Source organism: Sporosarcina pasadenensis, from assembly GCF_047228845.1.
In the GTDB taxonomy this organism is placed as follows: Bacteria; Bacillota; Bacilli; order Bacillales_A; family Planococcaceae; genus Sporosarcina.
The window spans coordinates 206804-225803 of record NZ_JBFEGM010000003.1; the positions used below are offsets into that span (position 1 = coordinate 206804).

19 protein-coding genes and 1 riboswitch are annotated in these 19000 nt (G+C 45.2%); of the genes, 14 read left to right on the forward strand and 5 right to left on the reverse strand.

The window, feature by feature from the left end; genetic code table 11:
• The first annotated feature begins 175 nt into the window (after positions 1-175).
• Positions 176-1156, forward strand: coding sequence for a proline racemase family protein (locus tag AB1K89_RS06435; protein WP_413053943.1), 981 nt, complete (start codon positions 176-178; stop codon positions 1154-1156).
• 29 nt (positions 1157-1185) lie between these two features.
• Positions 1186-2535, forward strand: coding sequence for a branched-chain amino acid transport system II carrier protein (brnQ, locus tag AB1K89_RS06440; protein WP_413053944.1), 1350 nt, complete (start codon positions 1186-1188; stop codon positions 2533-2535).
• A 260-nt stretch (positions 2536-2795) separates the two neighbouring features.
• On the opposite strand, the gene AB1K89_RS06445 is transcribed toward brnQ, so the two are convergent.
• Positions 2796-3407, reverse strand: a complete 612-nt coding sequence (locus AB1K89_RS06445; RefSeq protein WP_413053945.1) for a hypothetical protein — start codon at positions 3405-3407, stop codon at positions 2796-2798.
• A 218-nt stretch (positions 3408-3625) separates the two neighbouring features.
• Here AB1K89_RS06445 and hutH point away from each other — a divergent pair, with 218 nt between their 5' ends.
• A complete protein-coding gene (hutH, locus tag AB1K89_RS06450; RefSeq protein ID WP_413053946.1) occupies positions 3626-5104 on the forward strand; it encodes a histidine ammonia-lyase in 1479 nt (492 codons plus the stop codon).
• A 60-nt stretch (positions 5105-5164) separates the two neighbouring features.
• On the opposite strand, the gene AB1K89_RS06455 is transcribed toward hutH, so the two are convergent.
• On the reverse strand, positions 5165-5674 hold the full coding sequence (locus tag AB1K89_RS06455) for a hypothetical protein (RefSeq protein ID WP_413053947.1): 510 nt from the start codon (positions 5672-5674) through the stop codon (positions 5165-5167).
• Between the two features lie 347 nt (positions 5675-6021).
• Between AB1K89_RS06455 and AB1K89_RS06460 the strand changes: the two genes are divergently transcribed.
• Positions 6022-6912, forward strand: coding sequence for a 5'-3' exonuclease (locus tag AB1K89_RS06460; protein WP_413053948.1), 891 nt, complete (start codon positions 6022-6024; stop codon positions 6910-6912).
• Positions 6913-7076: 164 nt separating this feature from the next.
• Here the strand turns inward: AB1K89_RS06460 and AB1K89_RS06465 are convergent, their stop codons facing one another.
• The 3 genes from AB1K89_RS06465 to AB1K89_RS06475 all read right to left on the reverse strand — a co-directional run bounded on the left by AB1K89_RS06465 (position 7077) and on the right by AB1K89_RS06475 (position 8504).
• The gene (locus AB1K89_RS06465; protein ID WP_413053949.1) at positions 7077-7595 is read right to left on the reverse strand and encodes a cysteine peptidase family C39 domain-containing protein; all 519 of its coding nucleotides are present in this window, start codon (positions 7593-7595) and stop codon (positions 7077-7079) included.
• 24 nt (positions 7596-7619) lie between these two features.
• Positions 7620-8075 carry an STAS domain-containing protein gene (locus AB1K89_RS06470; protein ID WP_413053950.1) on the reverse strand — a complete coding sequence of 152 codons (456 nt, stop codon included), beginning with the start codon at positions 8073-8075 and terminating at the stop codon, positions 7620-7622.
• A gap of 108 nt (positions 8076-8183) precedes the next feature.
• Positions 8184-8504: a thioredoxin family protein gene (locus tag AB1K89_RS06475; protein ID WP_252503963.1), complete on the reverse strand. Its 321-nt coding sequence runs from the start codon at positions 8502-8504 to the stop codon at positions 8184-8186.
• A gap of 208 nt (positions 8505-8712) precedes the next feature.
• Between AB1K89_RS06475 and AB1K89_RS06480 the strand changes: the two genes are divergently transcribed.
• The 10 genes from AB1K89_RS06480 to AB1K89_RS06525 all read left to right on the forward strand — a co-directional run bounded on the left by AB1K89_RS06480 (position 8713) and on the right by AB1K89_RS06525 (position 18944).
• Complete coding sequence (locus tag AB1K89_RS06480) at positions 8713-11097, forward strand: 3-hydroxyacyl-CoA dehydrogenase/enoyl-CoA hydratase family protein (protein WP_413053951.1); 2385 nt, start codon at positions 8713-8715, stop codon at positions 11095-11097.
• Positions 11098-11127: 30 nt separating this feature from the next.
• Positions 11128-12303: an acetyl-CoA C-acetyltransferase gene (locus AB1K89_RS06485; RefSeq protein WP_413053952.1), complete on the forward strand. Its 1176-nt coding sequence runs from the start codon at positions 11128-11130 to the stop codon at positions 12301-12303.
• Between the two features lie 322 nt (positions 12304-12625).
• Positions 12626-14413 (forward strand): acyl-CoA dehydrogenase FadE, encoded by a 1788-nt coding sequence (locus AB1K89_RS06490; protein WP_413053953.1) that lies wholly within the window; start codon positions 12626-12628, stop codon positions 14411-14413.
• 72 nt (positions 14414-14485) lie between these two features.
• Entirely contained in the window at positions 14486-14845 is a 360-nt protein-coding gene (locus AB1K89_RS06495) for an arsenate reductase family protein (protein ID WP_413053954.1), read from the forward strand.
• 81 nt (positions 14846-14926) lie between these two features.
• Entirely contained in the window at positions 14927-15310 is a 384-nt protein-coding gene (gcvH, locus tag AB1K89_RS06500) for a glycine cleavage system protein GcvH (protein ID WP_413053955.1), read from the forward strand.
• A 120-nt stretch (positions 15311-15430) separates the two neighbouring features.
• Positions 15431-15778, forward strand: coding sequence for a toprim domain-containing protein (locus AB1K89_RS06505; RefSeq protein ID WP_413053956.1), 348 nt, complete (start codon positions 15431-15433; stop codon positions 15776-15778).
• Between the two features lie 12 nt (positions 15779-15790).
• Complete coding sequence (locus AB1K89_RS06510; RefSeq protein ID WP_413053957.1) at positions 15791-16099, forward strand: thioredoxin family protein; 309 nt, start codon at positions 15791-15793, stop codon at positions 16097-16099.
• Positions 16100-16160: 61 nt separating this feature from the next.
• Positions 16161-16265: riboswitch (SAM riboswitch) on the forward strand.
• Positions 16266-16361: 96 nt separating this feature from the next.
• A complete protein-coding gene (locus AB1K89_RS06515; protein ID WP_413053958.1) occupies positions 16362-17375 on the forward strand; it encodes a methionine ABC transporter ATP-binding protein in 1014 nt (337 codons plus the stop codon).
• Positions 17368-18036, forward strand: coding sequence for a methionine ABC transporter permease (locus tag AB1K89_RS06520; RefSeq protein ID WP_252503955.1), 669 nt, complete (start codon positions 17368-17370; stop codon positions 18034-18036). Before AB1K89_RS06515 ends, AB1K89_RS06520 begins: the two co-directional genes overlap by 8 nt.
• A gap of 62 nt (positions 18037-18098) precedes the next feature.
• Complete coding sequence (locus tag AB1K89_RS06525; protein WP_413053959.1) at positions 18099-18944, forward strand: MetQ/NlpA family ABC transporter substrate-binding protein; 846 nt, start codon at positions 18099-18101, stop codon at positions 18942-18944.
• The last annotated feature ends 56 nt before the right edge of the window (positions 18945-19000 follow it).

Genomic DNA, 19000 nt, shown 5'->3' on the forward strand with positions numbered 1-19000 from the left:
AAAAAACTTTTCAAACGAGAGTTTTTGCTATATGTTGTGTGATGTATAGTAAATCGAAAATACGAAAAGGAGGGGTTGATAGTTTTAAACGGCTTGTAGCATATGATTTACATAGTCAAATAGTGTTTTAAATTATTTTAAAAAAGTATTTCGGAGCTTTTTAGGAGGTAATTATATGAACAATTATAAATACGAAATCAAAACAATTGATACACATACTGTAGGAGAAGCAACACGCATTGTTGTGGATGGGTTTCCAGAAATCGTTGGTAAAACAATGATGGAAAAGAAAAACTTCGTAAAGGAAAATCATGACCATTTACGGAAGTTACTAATGAATGAACCTCGCGGACACAAAGATATGTTTGGCGCTATTTTAGTGGAGCCTGTCAATCAACAATGCGATATTGGTGTTATTTTCATGGATAGTGGCGATTACTTGAACATGTGTGGACACGGAACTATTGGCACAGTCACAATGTGCATTAATGCAGGTCTTATTGAAAAGAAAGATAAAGTATTAGTTGATACGCCATCGGGTATTGTCGAATGCTCGATTTATTATGATGGAGATGACGTAGAATCAGTTGAATTCAAAAATGTACCAGCTTTTGTTCTGCATAAGGATTTAAAAATTGAATTGGATGAATTGGGTACAGTTCAGCTCGATATTGCTTTTGGAGGAAGTTTTTTTGCTATAGTAAATGCAAGTGAATTAAAGATTTCTGTTGACTTGCAAAATAAGCAAGAGATATTGAAATACGCTAAGAATATTAGAGATTACGTTAATAAGAACATTGACATTCAACATCCGTTAATTGACGATATCAAATCTGTTGACTTAGTAGAGATTACAGAAAAAATAACAGATAGCCACTATAAAAATGTAGTTGTTTTTGGAAATGAGCAAATTGACCGTTCTCCTTGTGGGACAGGCACTTGTGCAAAAATGGCAACGCTTTCATTGAATGAAGGAGATACTATTATTCAAGAAAGTATTATCGGTTCGCAATTCACAGGCAAAATTTTAGGCAGAACGAATGTAGGAGAATATGAAGCAATCATTCCAGCTATCCGTGGTGCAGCTTGGATCACTGGGGAGCATAAATTCGTACTTCAAAATAAAGATATTTATCCAGAGGGCTTTGTTGTTTAAATAATATAAATACAAAAGGGGTAGTGTGTATGTTGAATAAAGTCTCTATAGTTCAGATTTTAGCGATTGGCTTTATGTTATTTGCAATGTTTTTAGGCGCAGGAAATGTTATTTTTGCACCAATCGTAGGGCAGCAAGCAGGAAGTAATACGCCAATTGCGATGGCTGGCTTCTTAATTACAGGGGTAGGTTTAGTTCTTTTAGCAATTGTTGCTTTAAATAAAGGGGGCGGGACGGTAGAAAAATTAGCGAATCGCGTTTCAACAAAATTCTCAGTTGTTTTCTGTATTTTAATATTCCTTGCATTAGGTCCTTTCTATGTACTTCCACGTACAACATCGGTTGTATATGAAATTGGGTTACGTCAATTGTTACCGAGTGGTGGGAACCATGGTACATATTTAGCGATTTTTTCAGTTATCTTTTTTGCTATGACAATTTATTTATCTTGGGAAACATCTAAATTTATCGACCGGTTAGGAAAAATCGCAACGCCTATTTTTATGGTCATTTTAGTTCTAATTGTCGGAAAATCAATTATTACACCATTGGGTTCTACCAATCCACCTGTAGCAGGGGGCGACTATGAAACGACAATAGATGCTTTCTTAAAAGGTTTCACGCAAGGCTATTTTACAATGGACGTACTAGCTGCCTTTGTGTTCGGTGGAATCTTTATTAAATCGATTGAAGCATTAAATTTAAAATCGCAACAGGAAGTTTCGAAAGTATTCTTCCAAGCAGGTGTTATTACTGTTATTGGATTAATCGCTTTGCAAGTATCGATGGCTTGGATTGGGGTATCAAGCGTTGACACTGTTGGCTATGTGTCAAATGGTGGTGAGCTAATTGCTTTAGCATCGATAGCTTTATTTGGACCACTTGGTCTTTATTTAATTGGGATTGTTATTTTCTTAACAGGTATTACAACAAACGTTGCATGTTTGGCTGCACCTGCAGAATATTTCAGCCGAATTATGCCAAGCATTTCATATAAAAAATGGTTAATTGTTTTTGCATTACTTGGTGTTGTATTTACAAACTTCGGCTTAACAAAAATATTATCAATGACATCACCAGTATTAATGCTTTTATATCCAATAGCGATAACGTTAGTTATCTTAATTTTCACAGAGAAATTATTCGGTGGTGCGCAAAGCGTTTATATCGGTGCGATGATAGGGACAACATTTGTCGCAATTTTAGATGCATTGCAAGATGCGAATGTAATGGTAGAGGAAATTGATGCAACATTTGCCTTCATCCCATTATTTACTTCAGATGCAGGCTGGTTAATCACAGGTCTTATCGGTGCAATTATTGGATATTTCTTCAATAATAAAAGTGTTGTACAGCAAAAGAGTAGTGTATCCGAATGATTTTTAGATAATTGAAAGGAATTTGCTGTCGAGGCTTTGGATGTGGTTATTTTTAATTGATGTACCATTGTAGGGACCTTCCCGTTCATTGAAAGATATTAAGAATGCGATCCAATTAGGGAAAGAATGAAAAAAAGCCGTTTTTCGTCGGAAAGTTCGACGAAAGACGGCTTTTATTAAACGAATATTCATCATGAATAGAAAACGCTTTTTGTCTACAATCCAGACCGGCTCAATGGAGTCGGTCTATTTTTACTTACTCAAAAACAAGTAAACTGCTCAATTCGGTTCAAGTCGATTCCGAAAAATTCCCATCTGCGTCGGTTTGGTCTCCATCGGTATCCTGCAACAGAAGTGCGGCCAACGAATGTAGGGAAGTACCAGAATCCGTTCCGTCTCGATGTCCATACAAACGTATACCTAAACAAGCACCCTCTAATGGCACCCGGGTCTACTGCGAATAGCTGTGGTTGATTACCACCTGGATAGGACGGTGTGTAGTTCGGCGGAGGGGAAGTTGGCACTTGTTGGCCGCCTTGCCCTGGGAATCCGCCACCCGGAAACCCACCCCCAGGGAATCCTCCACCTGGAAAACCTCCGCCTGGGAACCCCGGTCCTTGGCCCGGGAATCCACCACCTGGAAATCCTCCACCTGGAAATCCTGGAGATCCAGGCCTCTGAGCTGTGTAACCTCCATAGTTCATGTCGAAATCAGGCATAGCCATGCCTGTCATGTAGTCATTCATCCCGTAGCTCGGCATGCCTACGCCGGGCATCCACCCGTCCATCCCTTGTTGCATTCCATGATCCTCCCCTGTATATCCTTCCGGCAACTGCGGGTACCACTGTTCATCGTCGTAATTATTCGTCATCATGTCTCTCCCTTCACGCGATTCCTCCTATCTTATGTAACAAAGAGAGAAATGGGTTGGACTCTTGGGTTAGGGAAACTTTTTTCACTGCATCATCACACTAAAACAACATCGCATTACTATAGAACAAATTTTCGTAAAAATCACCAAAATTCCATCAGTCTCGTGTACGATGGACAGTAAGAAAACGATTTTCTATAGCCGAAAGGGTGGTTTGGATGATTGAATTGACGGGAAATTCTCTTACACTCGAGCAGATGGAAGGGATTTTATATAGAGGGAAACAGGTCGTGTTGAATGCCGGTGCATTGGAATGCGTGCAAAAGAGTAGGGAAGCGGTTGATCGGATCGTCGAGAATGACAAGACCGTGTATGGCATCAATACCGGATTTGGCAAATTCAGCGACGTGAAAATTGACGAAAAGGATACGAAGGCATTGCAATTGCACTTGATCCGTTCGCATGCATGCGGAGTAGGAGAACCTTTTTCTGCAACTGTTTCGCGTGCTATGGTCGTCCTACGGTTGAATGCGCTCCTCAAAGGCTTTTCGGGCATCCGGGTTGAAGTGTTAGAACGATTTGCGTTCATGGTGAATAACGGAATTCACCCGGTCATCCCACAGCAAGGATCACTTGGCGCATCGGGTGACCTTGCACCGCTTTCCCATTTGGCATTAGTGCTGTTAGGGGAAGGATTCGTTTGGCGTGATGGCGGGCATATTCCTGCGGAGCAAGTTTGGAGGGAATTCGGGATGGAGCCGATTGTCCTTGAAGCGAAGGAAGGGCTGGCGTTGATTAACGGCACGCAGGCGATGACCGCCCAAGGTGTTGTCAATTATTTGGAGGCGGAAAAGCTTGCGTACAGCAGTGAGTGGATTGCCTCAATGACAATGGAAGCTTTGCATGGAATTACGGATGCTTTTCATCCAGCAATTCACGAAGCGCGCGGTTACAAGGAGCAAGTCGATGTCGCTGCGAGAATGTTGAATTGGCTGGAGGATAGCCAATTGACGACAACACAAGGGAAGAAGCGCGTTCAAGACGCCTATTCGATCCGTTGCATCCCGCAAGTCCATGGAGCAAGCTGGCAAGTACTTTCTTACGTAAAGGAAAAACTGGAGATTGAGATGAATGCAGCGACGGACAATCCGCTTATTTTCGAAGACGGGGATGTTGTTGTATCCGGAGGGAATTTCCATGGGCAGCCGATCGCCTTCGCAATGGATTTTTTGAAAATCGGTATCGCCGAACTTGCGAATATTTCCGAGCGACGCATCGAGCGGCTCGTCAATCCGCAATTGAATGAAGGACTGCCGCCATTCCTTAGCCCACAACCGGGACTGCAATCAGGAGCAATGATCTTGCAATACTCCGCAGCAAGCCTCGTTTCGGAAAATAAAACATTGGCGCATCCCGCGTCCGTCGACTCTATTCCGTCCTCCGGCAACCAAGAGGATCATGTGTCGATGGGGACGATCGGTTCAAGGCATGCACAGCAAATTATTAAGAATGCTAGAAATGTCATTGCCATCGAAGCGTTATGCGCGATGACCGGCTGCATGTTCCGAGGCGTCGAAAAAATGGCACCGAAGACGCACGAGAAATTGGAAGGACTTCTTCAAGTCGTTGCGCCTATTACGGAAGACCGGATTTTCGGACCGGATATTGAGAAGATTGCAAACTACTTGAATAGATAATGAATAGAGGGGGGCGCGGCAAGCCAGTTGAAAGACTGAAATTCTGCGGCTGCCTCTTTTTCATTCAAAAACATGGCCGACGTCCAAAGCGAGCGTTCCCGCGCCCAAAGTCGGGGTTCCCGCGCCCAAAGTCGAGGTTCCCGCGCCCAAAGTCGGGGTTCCCGCGCCCAAAGTCGGTGCTTCCGCGCCCAAAGCGAGGCATCCCGCGCTCAAAGTCGATGCTTCCGCGCTCAAAGTCTGGGCTTCCGCGCCCAAAGTCGATGTTCCCGCGCCCAAAGCCGAAGCTCCCGCGCCCAAAGTCGATGTTCCCGCGCCCAAAGTCGATGTTCCTGCGCCCAAAGTCGGGGTTCCCGCGCCCAAAGCCGAAGCTCCCGCGCCCAAAGTCGATGTTCCCGCGCCCGAAGTCGATGTTCCTGCGCCCAAAGTCGGGGTTCCCGCGCCCGAAGTCGATGTTCCCGCGCCCAAAGTCGGGGTTCCCGCGCCCAAAGTCGAGGTTCCTGCGCCCAAAGTCGAGGTTCCTGCGCCCAAAGTCGAGGTTCCCGCGCCCAAAGTCGAGGTTCCCGCGCCCAAAAAGTCGAGGTTCCCGCGCCCAAAGATGAGGCTCCCGCGCCCAAAGTCGATGTTCCCGCGCCCAAAGTCGGTGCTCCCGCGCCCAAAGATGAGGCTCCCACGCCCAAAGTTGAGGCTCCCACGCCCAAAGTCGAGGCTCCTACGTCCAAAGTTGAGGCCCCTTCGCCCAAAGCGAGGCTTCTCACATCCAAAGTGAACGTTCCCGCGCCCAAAACAAAATGCTCCTCAGAAATACTTCCCAATCAATCAAATCAACAGGTTATCTTCAATCAAGATGTAAAGTTTGTTATCATTGGAGTATTGGAGAGAGTACGTGTAAGTGAGAAAGTAATGAGGAGGACTATTTAATGGAAAATAAACCACATATTTTGCTAGTTGACGGCATGGCCCTATTATTCAGATCGTTTTTTGCAACGTCGGCGATGGGGCATTTCTTCCCGAACGATGAAGGAGTTCCGACAAATGGCGTTCAAGGATTTGCCCGCCATGCATTGACTGCAGCTTCCATTTTCAACCCTACCCATATGGCGGTCTGTTGGGATATGGGCGCGCATACGTTCAGGAATGACCTTTTCGACGGGTATAAAGCGAACCGCCCGGCTCCTGCACCCGAATTAGTGCCGCAATTTGATATGACGCGGGAAGTGTCCGAGCTGATCGGATGGAAGAATTACGGTATCCCTGGAATGGAGGCCGACGATTTGATCGGCTCGCTCGTCTGTGAATGGGAGGGCAAGGCGGACATTACGATTGTGACCGGCGACAAGGATCTTTTACAGTTGCTGCGTCCAGGTGTGCGCATCGCTTTCATGAAAAAAGGATATAACGTATACGATATTTATTCAGAAGAACGGTTTGTTGAAGAATACGAGATTGCGCCAGAGCGATTCGTTGAAGTGAAGGCGTTTACGGGAGATACGAGCGATGGCTATCCCGGCGTAAAAGGAATCGGTCCGAAAACAGCGTTGAAACTCGTGAAAGAATACGGGACGGTCGAAAGCGTCATCGAGTCAATTGAGGATCTTGCCCCAGGAATGAGGAAGAAAATCGAAACGGATATGGAGATGCTGCTCCTTTCCAAAAAACTCGCGCAAATTCATTGCGAGCTTGAATTCAATGAACCTCTCGAACAATTGAGCCTTCCGGATTATAATGAAGCGAGAGGACAGTTAGAGGAAAAAGGGTATTCCATGATCGTCAGACAGCTGAATTCATTATTTCCAGAGTTGATTGCTTAATTGCGGGCGGTTATGCGTGAGTTATCCATTTTATGAGCTTTTGAAAGCGTTTATGCGTATTCGGGAGAGTTTATGCGTATGTAGAATCGTTTATGGACTTTTTCGAGGAAATATGCGCATTTAGAGGGATTTATGCGGATTTGAATATATGAAAAAACCACTGCTTACTTGTCGGCAGTGGTTTTTGTGATTTTTATGAATGAGAGGATGGACCGGTTAGGTTCATAGGCAATTTCACGGATACGGCTATCCCGGTTCCTTCCTCCATTATCGTGGACGAGTAAAATGAGTCCGCTTTCGGATTCTTTGTAACCGATGACCGGTACCCAATGATAATCAAAAGCAAAATCGCCGAACCAATGGAACGTAAACCATTTATCAAACTTCGCCGCAACAGGCCGACCTTCATTGATTTCTTCCTTCACATCCTCGATCTGACACTCTTCAACTTGCCATCCCGAACCGAGCACTTTACGTAGATTGCGGATGAAGCGCCATTTGAACAAGCCGATTCGAGTCCCTCCGAGCATACGATAAAGATCATTCACTTGCATACCCGAATCGTGCAGATGATGTCGGAGAATCGTGAAAGCAGTGACCGGGCCGCATGCGGAAGGCTGGAAATGCTTGTCGATTTCATCATCGTACTGTGATTTGCCTTGAAAACCTTCCACATTTTTCATTCGCACAACCCTCCGCTAACAAAATTACAACGTAATCTTTTTTTCTTTCAGGAGGGTTTTAAGTGCCGTCCTGAAATTGACATACGATTCAAATTCCATTTGGACGCCAGCTGCAATGATCTTTCTGACAATCAACGGATTGAAGCCGACTGAAATCGGACGGACATCCATCAGCTTCAACGTAGTGTTCAACGTTTTCAGTTCAAGTGCGAGTGAGTCATATTCATGTATTTCCTTTGCATTCAAATCAGCTGCAGTAAAATCGAAAACGACACAATTTACGCTCCGGTGTTTGTCTAGATACTCCAATACAACTGTGCGGATCAGCTCAAACCGTTCAGACCCCGTATAGCCTACAATCGGCACGAGAATAGTATCATCGACAAGCGTCGAGATGATCGGAACGGATAAATTTTTAATCGTTTTCTCCAGAAAGGCAATTCTTTCTTTATATTTCTCTATCTCTTTAACGTAATCCATTTGGCACCTCAGCATATGTGTTTTTCTTTCATTATACGATAACAGTACGAAAAGAGGCAGAATAAAAGTGGAGGAGGCCTCATCGGTTGCCCCCTCCACTAGTTTACGTTATGATTTCACAGTTTCAAGAAAGTCTGTCACCTGATCTGGTGTTTTTGCATTAGCGCTATGTAAGTGCGCCTTCTTTTCTCCATTTTGGAAAATAAGCAAGCTTGGGATTCCCATTACTTCATATTTCTCCGCAATTTCAGGCAACACATCACGATCCACGTCATACCATGTATACATATCATATTCTTTTACGATCGGATCGATGAACATATCCATGCGTGTGCAATCAGGGCACCATCCCGCCTGGAATTTGATAAGCGATTTGTTGTCGCTGTTGATGACCTTGTTGAATTCTTCTACTGTTGTGATTGATTTCATCTTGAACACACTCCTTTACTAAGTAGTTTACCTTCTTTTCCTCAATCAAGGTAATAAAATGCCCAAAACGAAAAAAGGGAAAAATACATTTCAATATTGCGAAAAAGAAGAGAATGATTTAGACTAATAGATATAGAGACTGTTTCTATTTTTTTTACTCGTAAAATGAATGAGTGTTCATTCAAAAGAAAAAAGGAGGCATTGCAACGTGGCATATCAAATTAAGAAAGCGGCAGTATTAGGTTCAGGTGTAATGGGATCTGGCATTGCAGCCCATCTCGCCAATATCGGCATTCCTGTCCTTCTGCTGGACATCGTTCCAAACAAGCTGACAGAACAGGAAGAAGCAAAGGGCCTAACAGTAGAGCACCCGCAAGTCCGCAATAAGTTTGCGGCGACAGCTGTGGAGAAGCTTTTGAAGCAGAAGCCGGCGCCATTGGCTTCTAAACAGAATTTATCACTTATTGAAGTCGGCAATTTTGAGGACGACTTGGAAAAATTAAAAGATGTTGACTGGATCATCGAAGTCATCGTCGAGAACTTGGACATTAAAAAAAGTTTGTATGAAAAAATAGATGCAGTCCGGAAACCGGGTACAATTGTCAGCTCCAATACATCGGGGATCAGCATTGAGGCGATGGCTGAAGGGCGTTCAGAAGACTTCCAAAAGCATTTCCTTGGCACGCACTTCTTTAATCCACCGCGTTATTTGAAGCTACTTGAGGTAATCCCGACGAAAAAGACGGATCCGGAAGTTCTCTCATTTATGTTGAAGTTTGGAGAGGATCGTTTAGGGAAGGGTGTTGTCGTTGCGAAAGACACGCCGAATTTCATTGCAAATCGGATTGGAACTTACGGTCTTCTCATAACGCTTCGCGAAATGGAGAAGAGGGGCTATTCGATCGGAGAAGTCGACTCAGTGACAGGAACATTGATCGGTCGGCCGAAATCAGCCACTTTCCGTACATTGGATGTCGTCGGACTGGACACATTCATGCACGTTGCGAAAAACGCGTATGACAAGACGGAAGGCGAAGAGCAAAAAGTGTTCGAACTTCCGGCTTTCATGAAGAAAATGGTCGACAATGGATGGTTAGGTGCTAAGTCGAAACAAGGATTCTACTTGAAGGAAGGTAAAGAGATCCTTGAACTTGATCCTGTAACATTCGAATATGGCCCGACGAAGAAATTGAAAACGCCTTCAATTGAAATGGCGAAGCAGCAAAAAGGCCTGGCGAATAAAGTGAAAACACTCGTGTACGCAAATGACCGCACAGGAGAAATCCTTTGGAGCATCCTTTCGCCGACACTGCGTTATTCTGCTGAGTTGACGGGTGAAATTGCAGACGATATCGTCGCAATCGACAACGCGATGAAATGGGGCTTCGGCTGGCAGCAAGGACCTTTCGAAATTTGGGATGCAATCGGTGTTGCCAAATCGGTTGAGAAGATGAAAGAGGAAAATGAAGAGATCCCTGCATTCGTGCAACAAATGCTCGAGAACGGGTTCGAAACGTTCTACAAAGAAGAAGACGGAGACGTCTATTTCTATGACGGAGAAGGCTACAAGCCGGTCACTGTCAATGAAAAAGCGATCGATTTGAAGCTGTACAAGAAAAAGCACGGTGTCATCAAGAAAAATTCCGGAGCAAGCTTAATTGATCTTGGAGACGGCATCGGCCTTTTGGAATTCCATTCCCAATCAAATGCAATCGGTTTGGACATTATCCAAATGATCAACTTTGCGATTGATGAAGTGGAAAAGAATTATAAAGGCCTTGTTATCGGGAACCAAGGGAAGAACTTCTGTGTCGGTGCGAATCTTGCCATGATCTTGATGGAAGCGCAGGATGACAATATTTTTGAACTTGATTACACAATCCGTTCATTCCAAAATGCGATGATGAAAATTAAGTATTGCCGGAAGCCGGTCGTTGCGGCGCCATTCCAAATGACGCTCGGCGGCGGGGCGGAAGTTTGCTTGCCGGCTGCACATATCCAAGCTTCGATGGAAACGTATATCGGACTGGTCGAAGTCGGTGTCGGCTTGATTCCTGGTGGGGCTGGCAACGTCAACTTGTATACGAAGCATCTGAAAGGTTTGCCGAACGGCGTGCACGTCGATTACCAATACGTTGCGAATAAAGTGTTCGAAACGATTGCGATGGCAAAAGTGTCGACATCTGCTGAAGAGGCGAAGGAGAACAACTTCCTCGACTTCGCGGACGGCATAAGCGTCAACCCGGATCACTTGATTTATGACGCTAAGCAGGCTGCATTGGCATTGTATGAAGCTGGCTATACACCGCCAAAGAAAGAGAAGATTCCGGTGACAGGAGATTCTGGATATGCAACATTGCTACTCGGCGCAGAAGGTATGTACCTGTCAGGCTATATTAGTGAACACGATTTGAAAATAGCGAAAAAGCTCGCATTTGTTTTGTCAGGCGGAAAAGTGCCTTATGGAACTCTTGTCGATGAACAATACATGTTGGACCTTGAACGGGAAGCATTTTTGAGTCTAGTCCAAGAACCGAAATCGCAACAGCGGATGCAGCATATGCTTCTGAAAGGGAAGCCGCTGCGCAACTGATCTGCATAGATAGCAAAAGGAGGAAGTCGAATGCGTGAAGCAGTAATTGTAGCAGGTGCAAGGACGCCGGTCGGAAAAGCGGGCCGTGGCTCTCTGGCAACTGTGCGCCCGGATGATCTGGGAGCATTGACAATTAAAGAAACTTTGAAACGGGCAAATGGATACGATGGACCAATAGATGACTTAATTATTGGATGTGCAATGCCGGAAGCGGAGCAAGGCATGAACGTCGCCCGCAATATCGGGGCGCTTGCAGGATTGCCTGATACAACGCCGGCGATTACGGTCAACCGGTTCTGTTCGTCCGGCCTCCAATCGATCGCTTATGGGGCGGAGCGGATCATGCTCGGCCAGTCCGAAGCGATCATCGCTGGCGGCGTTGAATCGATGAGCATGGTACCGATGATGGGAAATACGATCAGGCCGAACTTCAAATTGGCTGAAACGGCACCCCAGTACTATATGGGAATGGGTCATACAGCCGAGCAAGTGGCAGTGAAATACGGCGTCAGCCGGGAAGACCAAGATGCATTTGCAGTTCGTTCCCATGAAAAAGCGGCAGCAGCGATTGCTGAAGGGAAGTTAGTAGATGAAATCGTCCCTGTGGAAGTAGTGAAGCGCTTTGTCGATGAAAAAGGCAAATATCAGGAAAAAACAGTCCGATTTGAAATGGATGAAGGTGTGCGGACCGGCACAACGATGGAAGTGTTGGCGAAATTACGCCCGGCATTCTCGGTGAAAGGATCCGTCACTGCCGGAAATGCATCTCAAACGTCCGATGGCGCTGCATCCGTCCTCTTGATGGACCGTGAAATCGCTGAAGGGAAAGGCTTGAAGCCAATTGCGAAATTCCGTTCATTCGCCGTTGGAGGCGTGCCCCCGGAAGTGATGGGCATCGGCCCGATTGAAGCTGTTCCGAAAGCATTGAAGCTTGCAGGACTTTCAATCGAAGACATCGACTTATGGGAATTGAACGAAGCATTCGCATCCCAGTCACTGCAAGTAATCCGCCACTTAGGCTTGGATATGGATAAAGTGAATGTCAACGGTGGAGCTATCGCCCTAGGCCACCCGCTCGGCGCAACTGGATCTGTCCTGACACTTCGGTTGATGAATGAACTTAGACGCCAAGGCAAGCAATTCGGCGTCGTCACAATGTGCATCGGCGGCGGAATGGGCGCAGCTGGGGTATTTGAACTGTTGTAAGACGTGTTTTATGAGCAATTAGGGCTTTTATGCGTATTTGCGTGGAGTTATGAGTCTTTCCAGCGGATTATGCGTCTTTGAATCCATTTATGCGTGATTCCAGTGATTTATGCGTGTTTGCGGAGGACTTTGAGGATTATAAAGTAGTCACTTAGGATTGAAGCGAAGGGCGGCGGCTCCTGCCGGAATAGCATGAGCTGAAGACCCCGCAACGAAGCGAAGCGTAGTGAGGAGACTGAAGCCATGCCGGCGGAAAGCGTCCGCCTGTAGCGGAAATCCGTAATATAGGAAATTTTATTAACATTTTAAGGGAGGAATTATAATGACTGAAACAACAACAAAAGATTTCATCCGCGGAGGGGCATTCCTCATCGAGGATATCGACGCATCACGTGTATTTACACCGGAAGATTTTTCAGATGAGCAAAAAATGATCGCAAAAACGACAGAGGACTATGTGAAAAACGAAGTCCTTCCAGTTGTAGAAAACTTGGAAAACCATGAATTCGAGCACTCTGTCAAACTACTAAAATCTGCAGGGGATCTTGGCCTCCTCGGCGCGGACGTACCTGAAGAATACGACGGTCTCGGCCTCGATAAGATTTCATCCGCGTTGATCGCAGAAAAAATGTCCGTTGCGGGCGGCTTCTCCATCACTCACGGCGCACACGTCGGAATCGGGACATTGCCGATCGTCCTTTTCGGTAATGAAGAACAGAAGAAAAAGTACTTGCCGAACTCCGTATCGGGGGATAAAATTTCCGCTTACGCATTGACTGAACCAGGCTCCGGATCGGATGCACTCGGCGCTAAGACAACTGCGAAGCTGAACGAAGCAGGCACTCACTATGTGTTGAACGGCGAAAAGCAATGGATCACGAACGCAGGATTCGCAGACGTATTCGTCGTTTATGCGAAAGTGGATGGCGATAAATTCACGGCATTCATCGTTGAAAGGGAATTCCCGGGCGTATCTGTCGGAGCGGAAGAGAAGAAGATGGGCATCAAATCGTCTTCTACACGCACACTCATTCTTGAAGATGCTCAAGTACCGGTAGAAAATCTGCTAGGTGAAATCGGCAGAGGGCATGTCATCGCATTTAACATCTTAAACATCGGACGCTATAAATTGGGTGTAGGTACAGTCGGAGGTTCCAAACGTGCTTTTGAATTGGCGGTTACGTATGCGAATCAGCGCCAACAGTTCAAAACACCGATCTCTTCATTCAACCTGACAAAAGAAAAACTTGCGACGATGGCTTCGAAGATTTATGCGACGGAAAGCTTGATCTACCGTACAGTAGGTTACTTTGAAGAACGCAACAGCCAAATGACTCCAGAAGAGCAAAAAGACGGCAAAGCGGTTGCGGCTTCCATTGCAGAATATGCAATCGAATGCTCGATCAACAAAGTTGTCGGTTCCGAAGTGCTTGATTACGTAGTCGACGAAGCTGTTCAATTGCATGGCGGTTACGGTTTCATGCAAGAGTATGAAGTGGAGCGCGCTTACCGCGATTCCCGCATTAACCGTATCTTCGAAGGAACAAATGAAATCAACCGTCTGATCGTGCCAGGCACGTTCTTGAAAAAAGCGATGAAAGGCGAATTGCCTTTGCTTGAACAGGCACAAAGCTTACAGGAAGAGCTGCTCATGATGATGCCGGAAGAAATCGGAGACGAAGCGCTAGCACAAGAAAAAGTACTTGTGAAAAATGCGAAGAAAATCGGTTTGCTTGCAGCGGGAATGGCCGCTCAACGTTTCGGCACAAAGCTTGAAGCAGAGCAGGAAGTTCTTGTGAACATCGCCGATATCGCAAATAACATCTTTGCAATGGAATCCGCTTTGCTCCGTACGGAGAAAGCGATTGCTAAAAACGGGGAAGAGAAGGAGAAGCAAAAGATCCTTTACACGGAAATCTTCTGTCAAGAAGCTTTCGAGGCAATTGAAAAGGATGCGAAGGAAACACTTCTTGCATCTGTCGAAGGGGATAACCAACGCATGATGCTCTCTGCATTACGCAAATTGACGCGTTCAAATCCATACAACATCATCGCGAAAAAACGCGAAGCATCCGCCAAATTAATCGACGCCGAAAAATACGTAGTCTAATAGGCACACCGCCCTGGTTTTTATCCTGGGCGGTTTCTCTGTTATACTTGGAGAAAATGGAGGTGTTGCAAAATGGCGATGACTTACTATGGATATCCAAAATGTGGGACTTGCAGGAAGGCGAAAAAGTGGTTGGAGAACAATGGGTTGGAGTTCGAAGACGTCCACATCGTTGAAAATCCACCGACGAAAGAGGAACTTCAACAAATGATTAGTAACTCCGGACTTGATATTAAAAAATTCTTCAATGTGAGCGGGATGAAATACCGTGAATTGAACTTGAAGGACAAGCTTCCAGGAATGACGGATGACGAAAAAGTGGCGTTGCTAGCTACAGACGGCATGCTTATGAAACGACCGCTTGTAACAGATGGCTCGAAAGTGACTGTCGGCTTCAAGGAAGACCAGTTTGAAGAAGTGTGGGGAGCTTAATATACTTTCTTGTCTTTACCATCGGAATATGTCAAAATTAATACTGAAGTGACTAAATGTATACTTATGGAGGGGTACGGGATGAACACACCTAAAGACTTGCGTTATTCAGAAGAACACGAATGGGTAAAGGATGAAAGTGGAAAGTATCGTATTGGTATTACTCATTTTGCACAATCCGAACTTGGCGATATCGTTTTCGTCGAATTACCACAAGTTGGAGATGAAGTGAAGACTGGCGAGCCATTCGGCAGTGTTGAATCGGTGAAAACTGTATCTGAATTGTATGCTCCAATCAGCGGTAAAGTTGTCGAAGTGAACGAAGAATTGGAAGACAGCCCTGAGCTAGTGAACGAATCTCCGTTTGAAGGTGCTTGGATGATCGTTGTAGAAGCATCAGACGCATCAGAACTCGATGCACTTATGTCAGCTGAAGACTATGACAAAATGACTGTCGGCGAATAAATAATTAAGTGGCGCCTGGATCTTTGACTCCGGCGCTTTTTTCAATGGATAGGAAACGATAATCTCTCGGTATGTGGGTAAACTTCCAAGGTAAGGTCTTTTTTACGGAGGTGTGGGAATGTGCAAGTAGAATATCAAAAAGTCATAATCGTCGAAGGTGGATCGGACCGGAAAAGGTTGCAAAAGGTGCTTTCGGAACCGGTTGAAATCATTTGTACGAATGGGACAGTCAGTCCGTACCGCATCGAAGAGATGCTTATGCCTTATGAGGATTGTGAGATGTACGTTTTTATGGATGCCGATGAATCCGGAGAGAAGATCCGGACTTTATTCAAGAGGGATTATCCTGAAGCCATCCATCTCTATACCGAACGGGCATATCGCCAAGTTGAAACGACTCCATACCGTGTGCTTGCAGCTATCCTCCTCTCCGAAAATTTTGATGTGCATCCCGAATTTTTACTATGAAGGTGATGAATTGTGACGAATATCGAAAACTGGACACGTGAACAGTGGGAAATGAGCAAAGAAGATGCTCGTCAATCGATATTTTATTTATATACTCCGTTGTGCGGAACTTGTGCGGTAGCTTCTAAAATGGTGGAAGTCATTGCTGCCATGAAGCCGGAGCTGCCTATCGGGAAGGCTGACTTGAATTATGTAGAAGATCTCGCTGTCGATTATGAAATCGAAAGCGTCCCTTGTTTATTAATTCAGAAGGATGGAGAAGTGATTCATAAAGTTTACGCATTTCACTCCATTCCGCACCTTCTTGAGAAAATAGGTTGACATACTTCAGATAATCATGATATAAGTATATCTATTAACTTAACATTAACTGAATATGTCGCTCTTATAGAGAGAGGTGGAGGGAAGTGCCCTATGAAGCCCGGCAACCGTCACGAAAGTGAAATGGTGCCAAGTCACACAAAGCGTTTGCTTTGAGAGATGAGAGATCGGATTGACGTTTATTTCGATATAACGTTTTAGCCTTTCTGCTTATCTGCAGAAAGGCTATTATTTTGGACAAGATAGTGTAGAGGTGATAATGATGATCCAATTGAAAGACGTCAAAAAAAGTTTTGGTACGACCAACGCTGAAATCTTGGCGGTAGATAATGTGTCCCTCAGTATCGACGAGGGGGAAATCTTCGGTATCATCGGCTATAGTGGTGCCGGAAAAAGTACATTGATTCGCCTATTGAATGGTCTTGAGACACCAACGACAGGAACAATCAAAATTGGTAACCGTGAAATATCGGCATTTACAGGCAAAGAGCTACGGGAAGCCCGCCAAAAGATCAGCATGATCTTCCAACATTTCAATTTGCTCTGGTCCCGTACCGTTAAGCAGAATATTGCTTTTCCACTTGAAATCGCGGGCGTGAAGAAAGCGGAGCGTGAACGGAAAGTGGCGGAACTGATCGAGCTCGTCGGACTGAGCGGAAGAGAAAATGCCTATCCATCAGAGCTATCAGGCGGTCAAAAGCAACGTGTCGGAATTGCTCGGGCGTTAGCGAACGATCCAGAAGTGTTGCTATGCGACGAAGCGACATCAGCGCTCGATCCGGAAACGACAGATGCCATCCTTGATCTGTTGACAAATATCAATGAACGGTTAGGTTTGACAATCGTACTGATCACACATGAAATGCATGTCATCCGGAAAATTTGCCATCGTGTGGCAGTTATGGAGGCAGGGAAAGTTGTAGAACTCGGTCCTGTGCTTGAAGTGTTCCAATCACCGCAAGCCCCGATTACAAAACGGTTCGTATCCCAAGTGACGGAACCGGAAGGAACCGAAGAGGTACTTGCCCACATACCAGGCGGCACGCTCATCAAACTCGTCTTTGTCGGGGAAAGGACAGAGCACCCGGTGCTTGCGAGCTTGATCCGGAAATATGACATTGACGTAAATATCGTTCAAGGGAATATTTCCCACACGAAAGGCGGCGCTTACGGTTCGCTCATTTTACAGCTTCTCGGCAATGAAAATGATATTGATCAGGCAATTGCCTATCTCCATGAACTAGGCGTACAGACAGAGGTGATCGGCAATGATTGAAAATTTATTTCCCCATGTAGATTGGGAAAAGATGTGGGTAGCTACCATTGAAACATTATATATGACCGGGCTTTCTACTTTATATACATTCATTTTTGGGCTCGTTCTAGGTGTTCTTCTATTCTTATCGAGTCCCGGCCAACTTTGGACAAACAAACTGATATATGGTGTAACGGGAGCATTCGTCAATATTTTCCGTTCTATTCCCTTCATAATATTAATCATTCTATTAATCCCGTTTACAACGTTGATCGTTGGAACGATCCGTGGTCCGGAAGCTGCAATCCCGGCCCTTGTCATCGGAGCTGCACCGTTTTACGCGCGAATGGTTATGATTGGCTTGCGTGAAATCGACAGAGGCGTCATCGAGGCCGCAAGATCGATGGGTGCAAAAACAAGTACGATCATCTTTAAAGTTTTATTGCCCGAATCGATGCCCGCCCTCATTTCTGGTATTACGGTAACAGCGATTGCGCTCGTAGGCTATACTGCAATGGCAGGTGTAATTGGTGCTGGTGGGCTCGGGAACCTCGCGTATTACGAAGGATTCCAGCGAAGCCGCACCGATGTCATGATTGTCGCAACGGTCATTATCTTAATTATTGTATTTGCGATACAGATTATCGGAGATTTCGCAGTGAAGAAATTGGACAAACGTTAATTTACAGGGTTGCAAAGTCTCCTGTTAATTATAAAAATCAGCTATGAATGGAGAGAGGGTTTATGAAAAAGGTATTATCGGCATTATTATTGACGGTTCTTGTGCTTGCATTGGCAGCATGCGGAACGAAAGATAAGGAAGATGGGGCGAAGGGCAGCAAGAATGCTTCTGGTGAACAGACGAAACTCGTAGTCGGTGCTTCCAATACACCACATGCCGTCATTTTGGAAAAAGTGAAGCCGTTGTTGCAGGAAAAAGGCATCGACTTGGAAATTGAAACATACCAGGACTATATATTACCGAACAAAGACTTAGAATCAGGTCTATTGGATGCGAACTATTTCCAGACCATCCCTTACTTGGAAAGTCAAATGGCTGATTTCGGCTACGACTTTGTCAATGCGGGAGGAATCCATATCGAACCGATGGGTGTCTATTCGAAGAAATATAAATCATTAGATGAATTGCCTGACGGTGCAACGGTCCTTATGAGCAACTCGGTTTCGGATCATGGTCGTGTTCTTGAAATGCTTGAAGAAAATGGCTTGATCACACTTGCTGAGGGTGTTGATAAAGTGAAAGCGGAACTCTCAGATATTGTGGACAATCCGAAAAACCTACAGTTTGAGCCGGATTACGAAGCAGCATTACTTCCAACTCTTTACAATAATAATGAAGGCGATGCTGTTTTGATCAACTCTAACTATGCAATCGATGCGGGCTTGAACCCACTTGAAGATTCAATCGCCATTGAAAAAACGGATTCACCCTACGTAAACGTCATTACGGTTCGTTCTGGTGATGAAAACAGCGATGCAATCAAAGCGCTTGTAGAAGTGTTGACATCCGAAGAGATCCAAGAATTCATATTGAATGAATGGAATGGCTCTGTCGTTCCTGTTAAATAATTGAGTAAAGCCGTCTGCTTCCGTTTTCGGAGGTAGGCGGTTTTTTATTATCCTGA

What these genes read in the sequence shown, in the direction of transcription:
- AB1K89_RS06475 (WP_252503963.1), bottom strand. Translation starts at nt 8,504, where the DNA reads ATGAAATCAATCACAACAGTAGAAGAATTCAACAAGGTCATCAACAGC.
- AB1K89_RS06460 (WP_413053948.1), top strand. Translation starts at nt 6,022, where the DNA reads ATGGAAAATAAACCACATATTTTGCTAGTTGACGGCATGGCCCTATTA.
- AB1K89_RS06435 (WP_413053943.1), top strand. Translation starts at nt 176, where the DNA reads ATGAACAATTATAAATACGAAATCAAAACAATTGATACACATACTGTA.
- hutH (WP_413053946.1), top strand. Translation starts at nt 3,626, where the DNA reads ATGATTGAATTGACGGGAAATTCTCTTACACTCGAGCAGATGGAAGGG.
- AB1K89_RS06465 (WP_413053949.1), bottom strand. Translation starts at nt 7,595, where the DNA reads ATGAAAAATGTGGAAGGTTTTCAAGGCAAATCACAGTACGATGATGAA.
- AB1K89_RS06515 (WP_413053958.1), top strand. Translation starts at nt 16,362, where the DNA reads ATGATCCAATTGAAAGACGTCAAAAAAAGTTTTGGTACGACCAACGCT.
- gcvH (WP_413053955.1), top strand. Translation starts at nt 14,927, where the DNA reads ATGAACACACCTAAAGACTTGCGTTATTCAGAAGAACACGAATGGGTA.
- brnQ (WP_413053944.1), top strand. Translation starts at nt 1,186, where the DNA reads ATGTTGAATAAAGTCTCTATAGTTCAGATTTTAGCGATTGGCTTTATG.
- AB1K89_RS06525 (WP_413053959.1), top strand. Translation starts at nt 18,099, where the DNA reads ATGAAAAAGGTATTATCGGCATTATTATTGACGGTTCTTGTGCTTGCA.
- AB1K89_RS06485 (WP_413053952.1), top strand. Translation starts at nt 11,128, where the DNA reads ATGCGTGAAGCAGTAATTGTAGCAGGTGCAAGGACGCCGGTCGGAAAA.
- AB1K89_RS06520 (WP_252503955.1), top strand. Translation starts at nt 17,368, where the DNA reads ATGATTGAAAATTTATTTCCCCATGTAGATTGGGAAAAGATGTGGGTA.
- AB1K89_RS06470 (WP_413053950.1), bottom strand. Translation starts at nt 8,075, where the DNA reads ATGGATTACGTTAAAGAGATAGAGAAATATAAAGAAAGAATTGCCTTT.
- AB1K89_RS06490 (WP_413053953.1), top strand. Translation starts at nt 12,626, where the DNA reads ATGACTGAAACAACAACAAAAGATTTCATCCGCGGAGGGGCATTCCTC.
- AB1K89_RS06445 (WP_413053945.1), bottom strand. Translation starts at nt 3,407, where the DNA reads ATGACGAATAATTACGACGATGAACAGTGGTACCCGCAGTTGCCGGAA.
- AB1K89_RS06495 (WP_413053954.1), top strand. Translation starts at nt 14,486, where the DNA reads ATGGCGATGACTTACTATGGATATCCAAAATGTGGGACTTGCAGGAAG.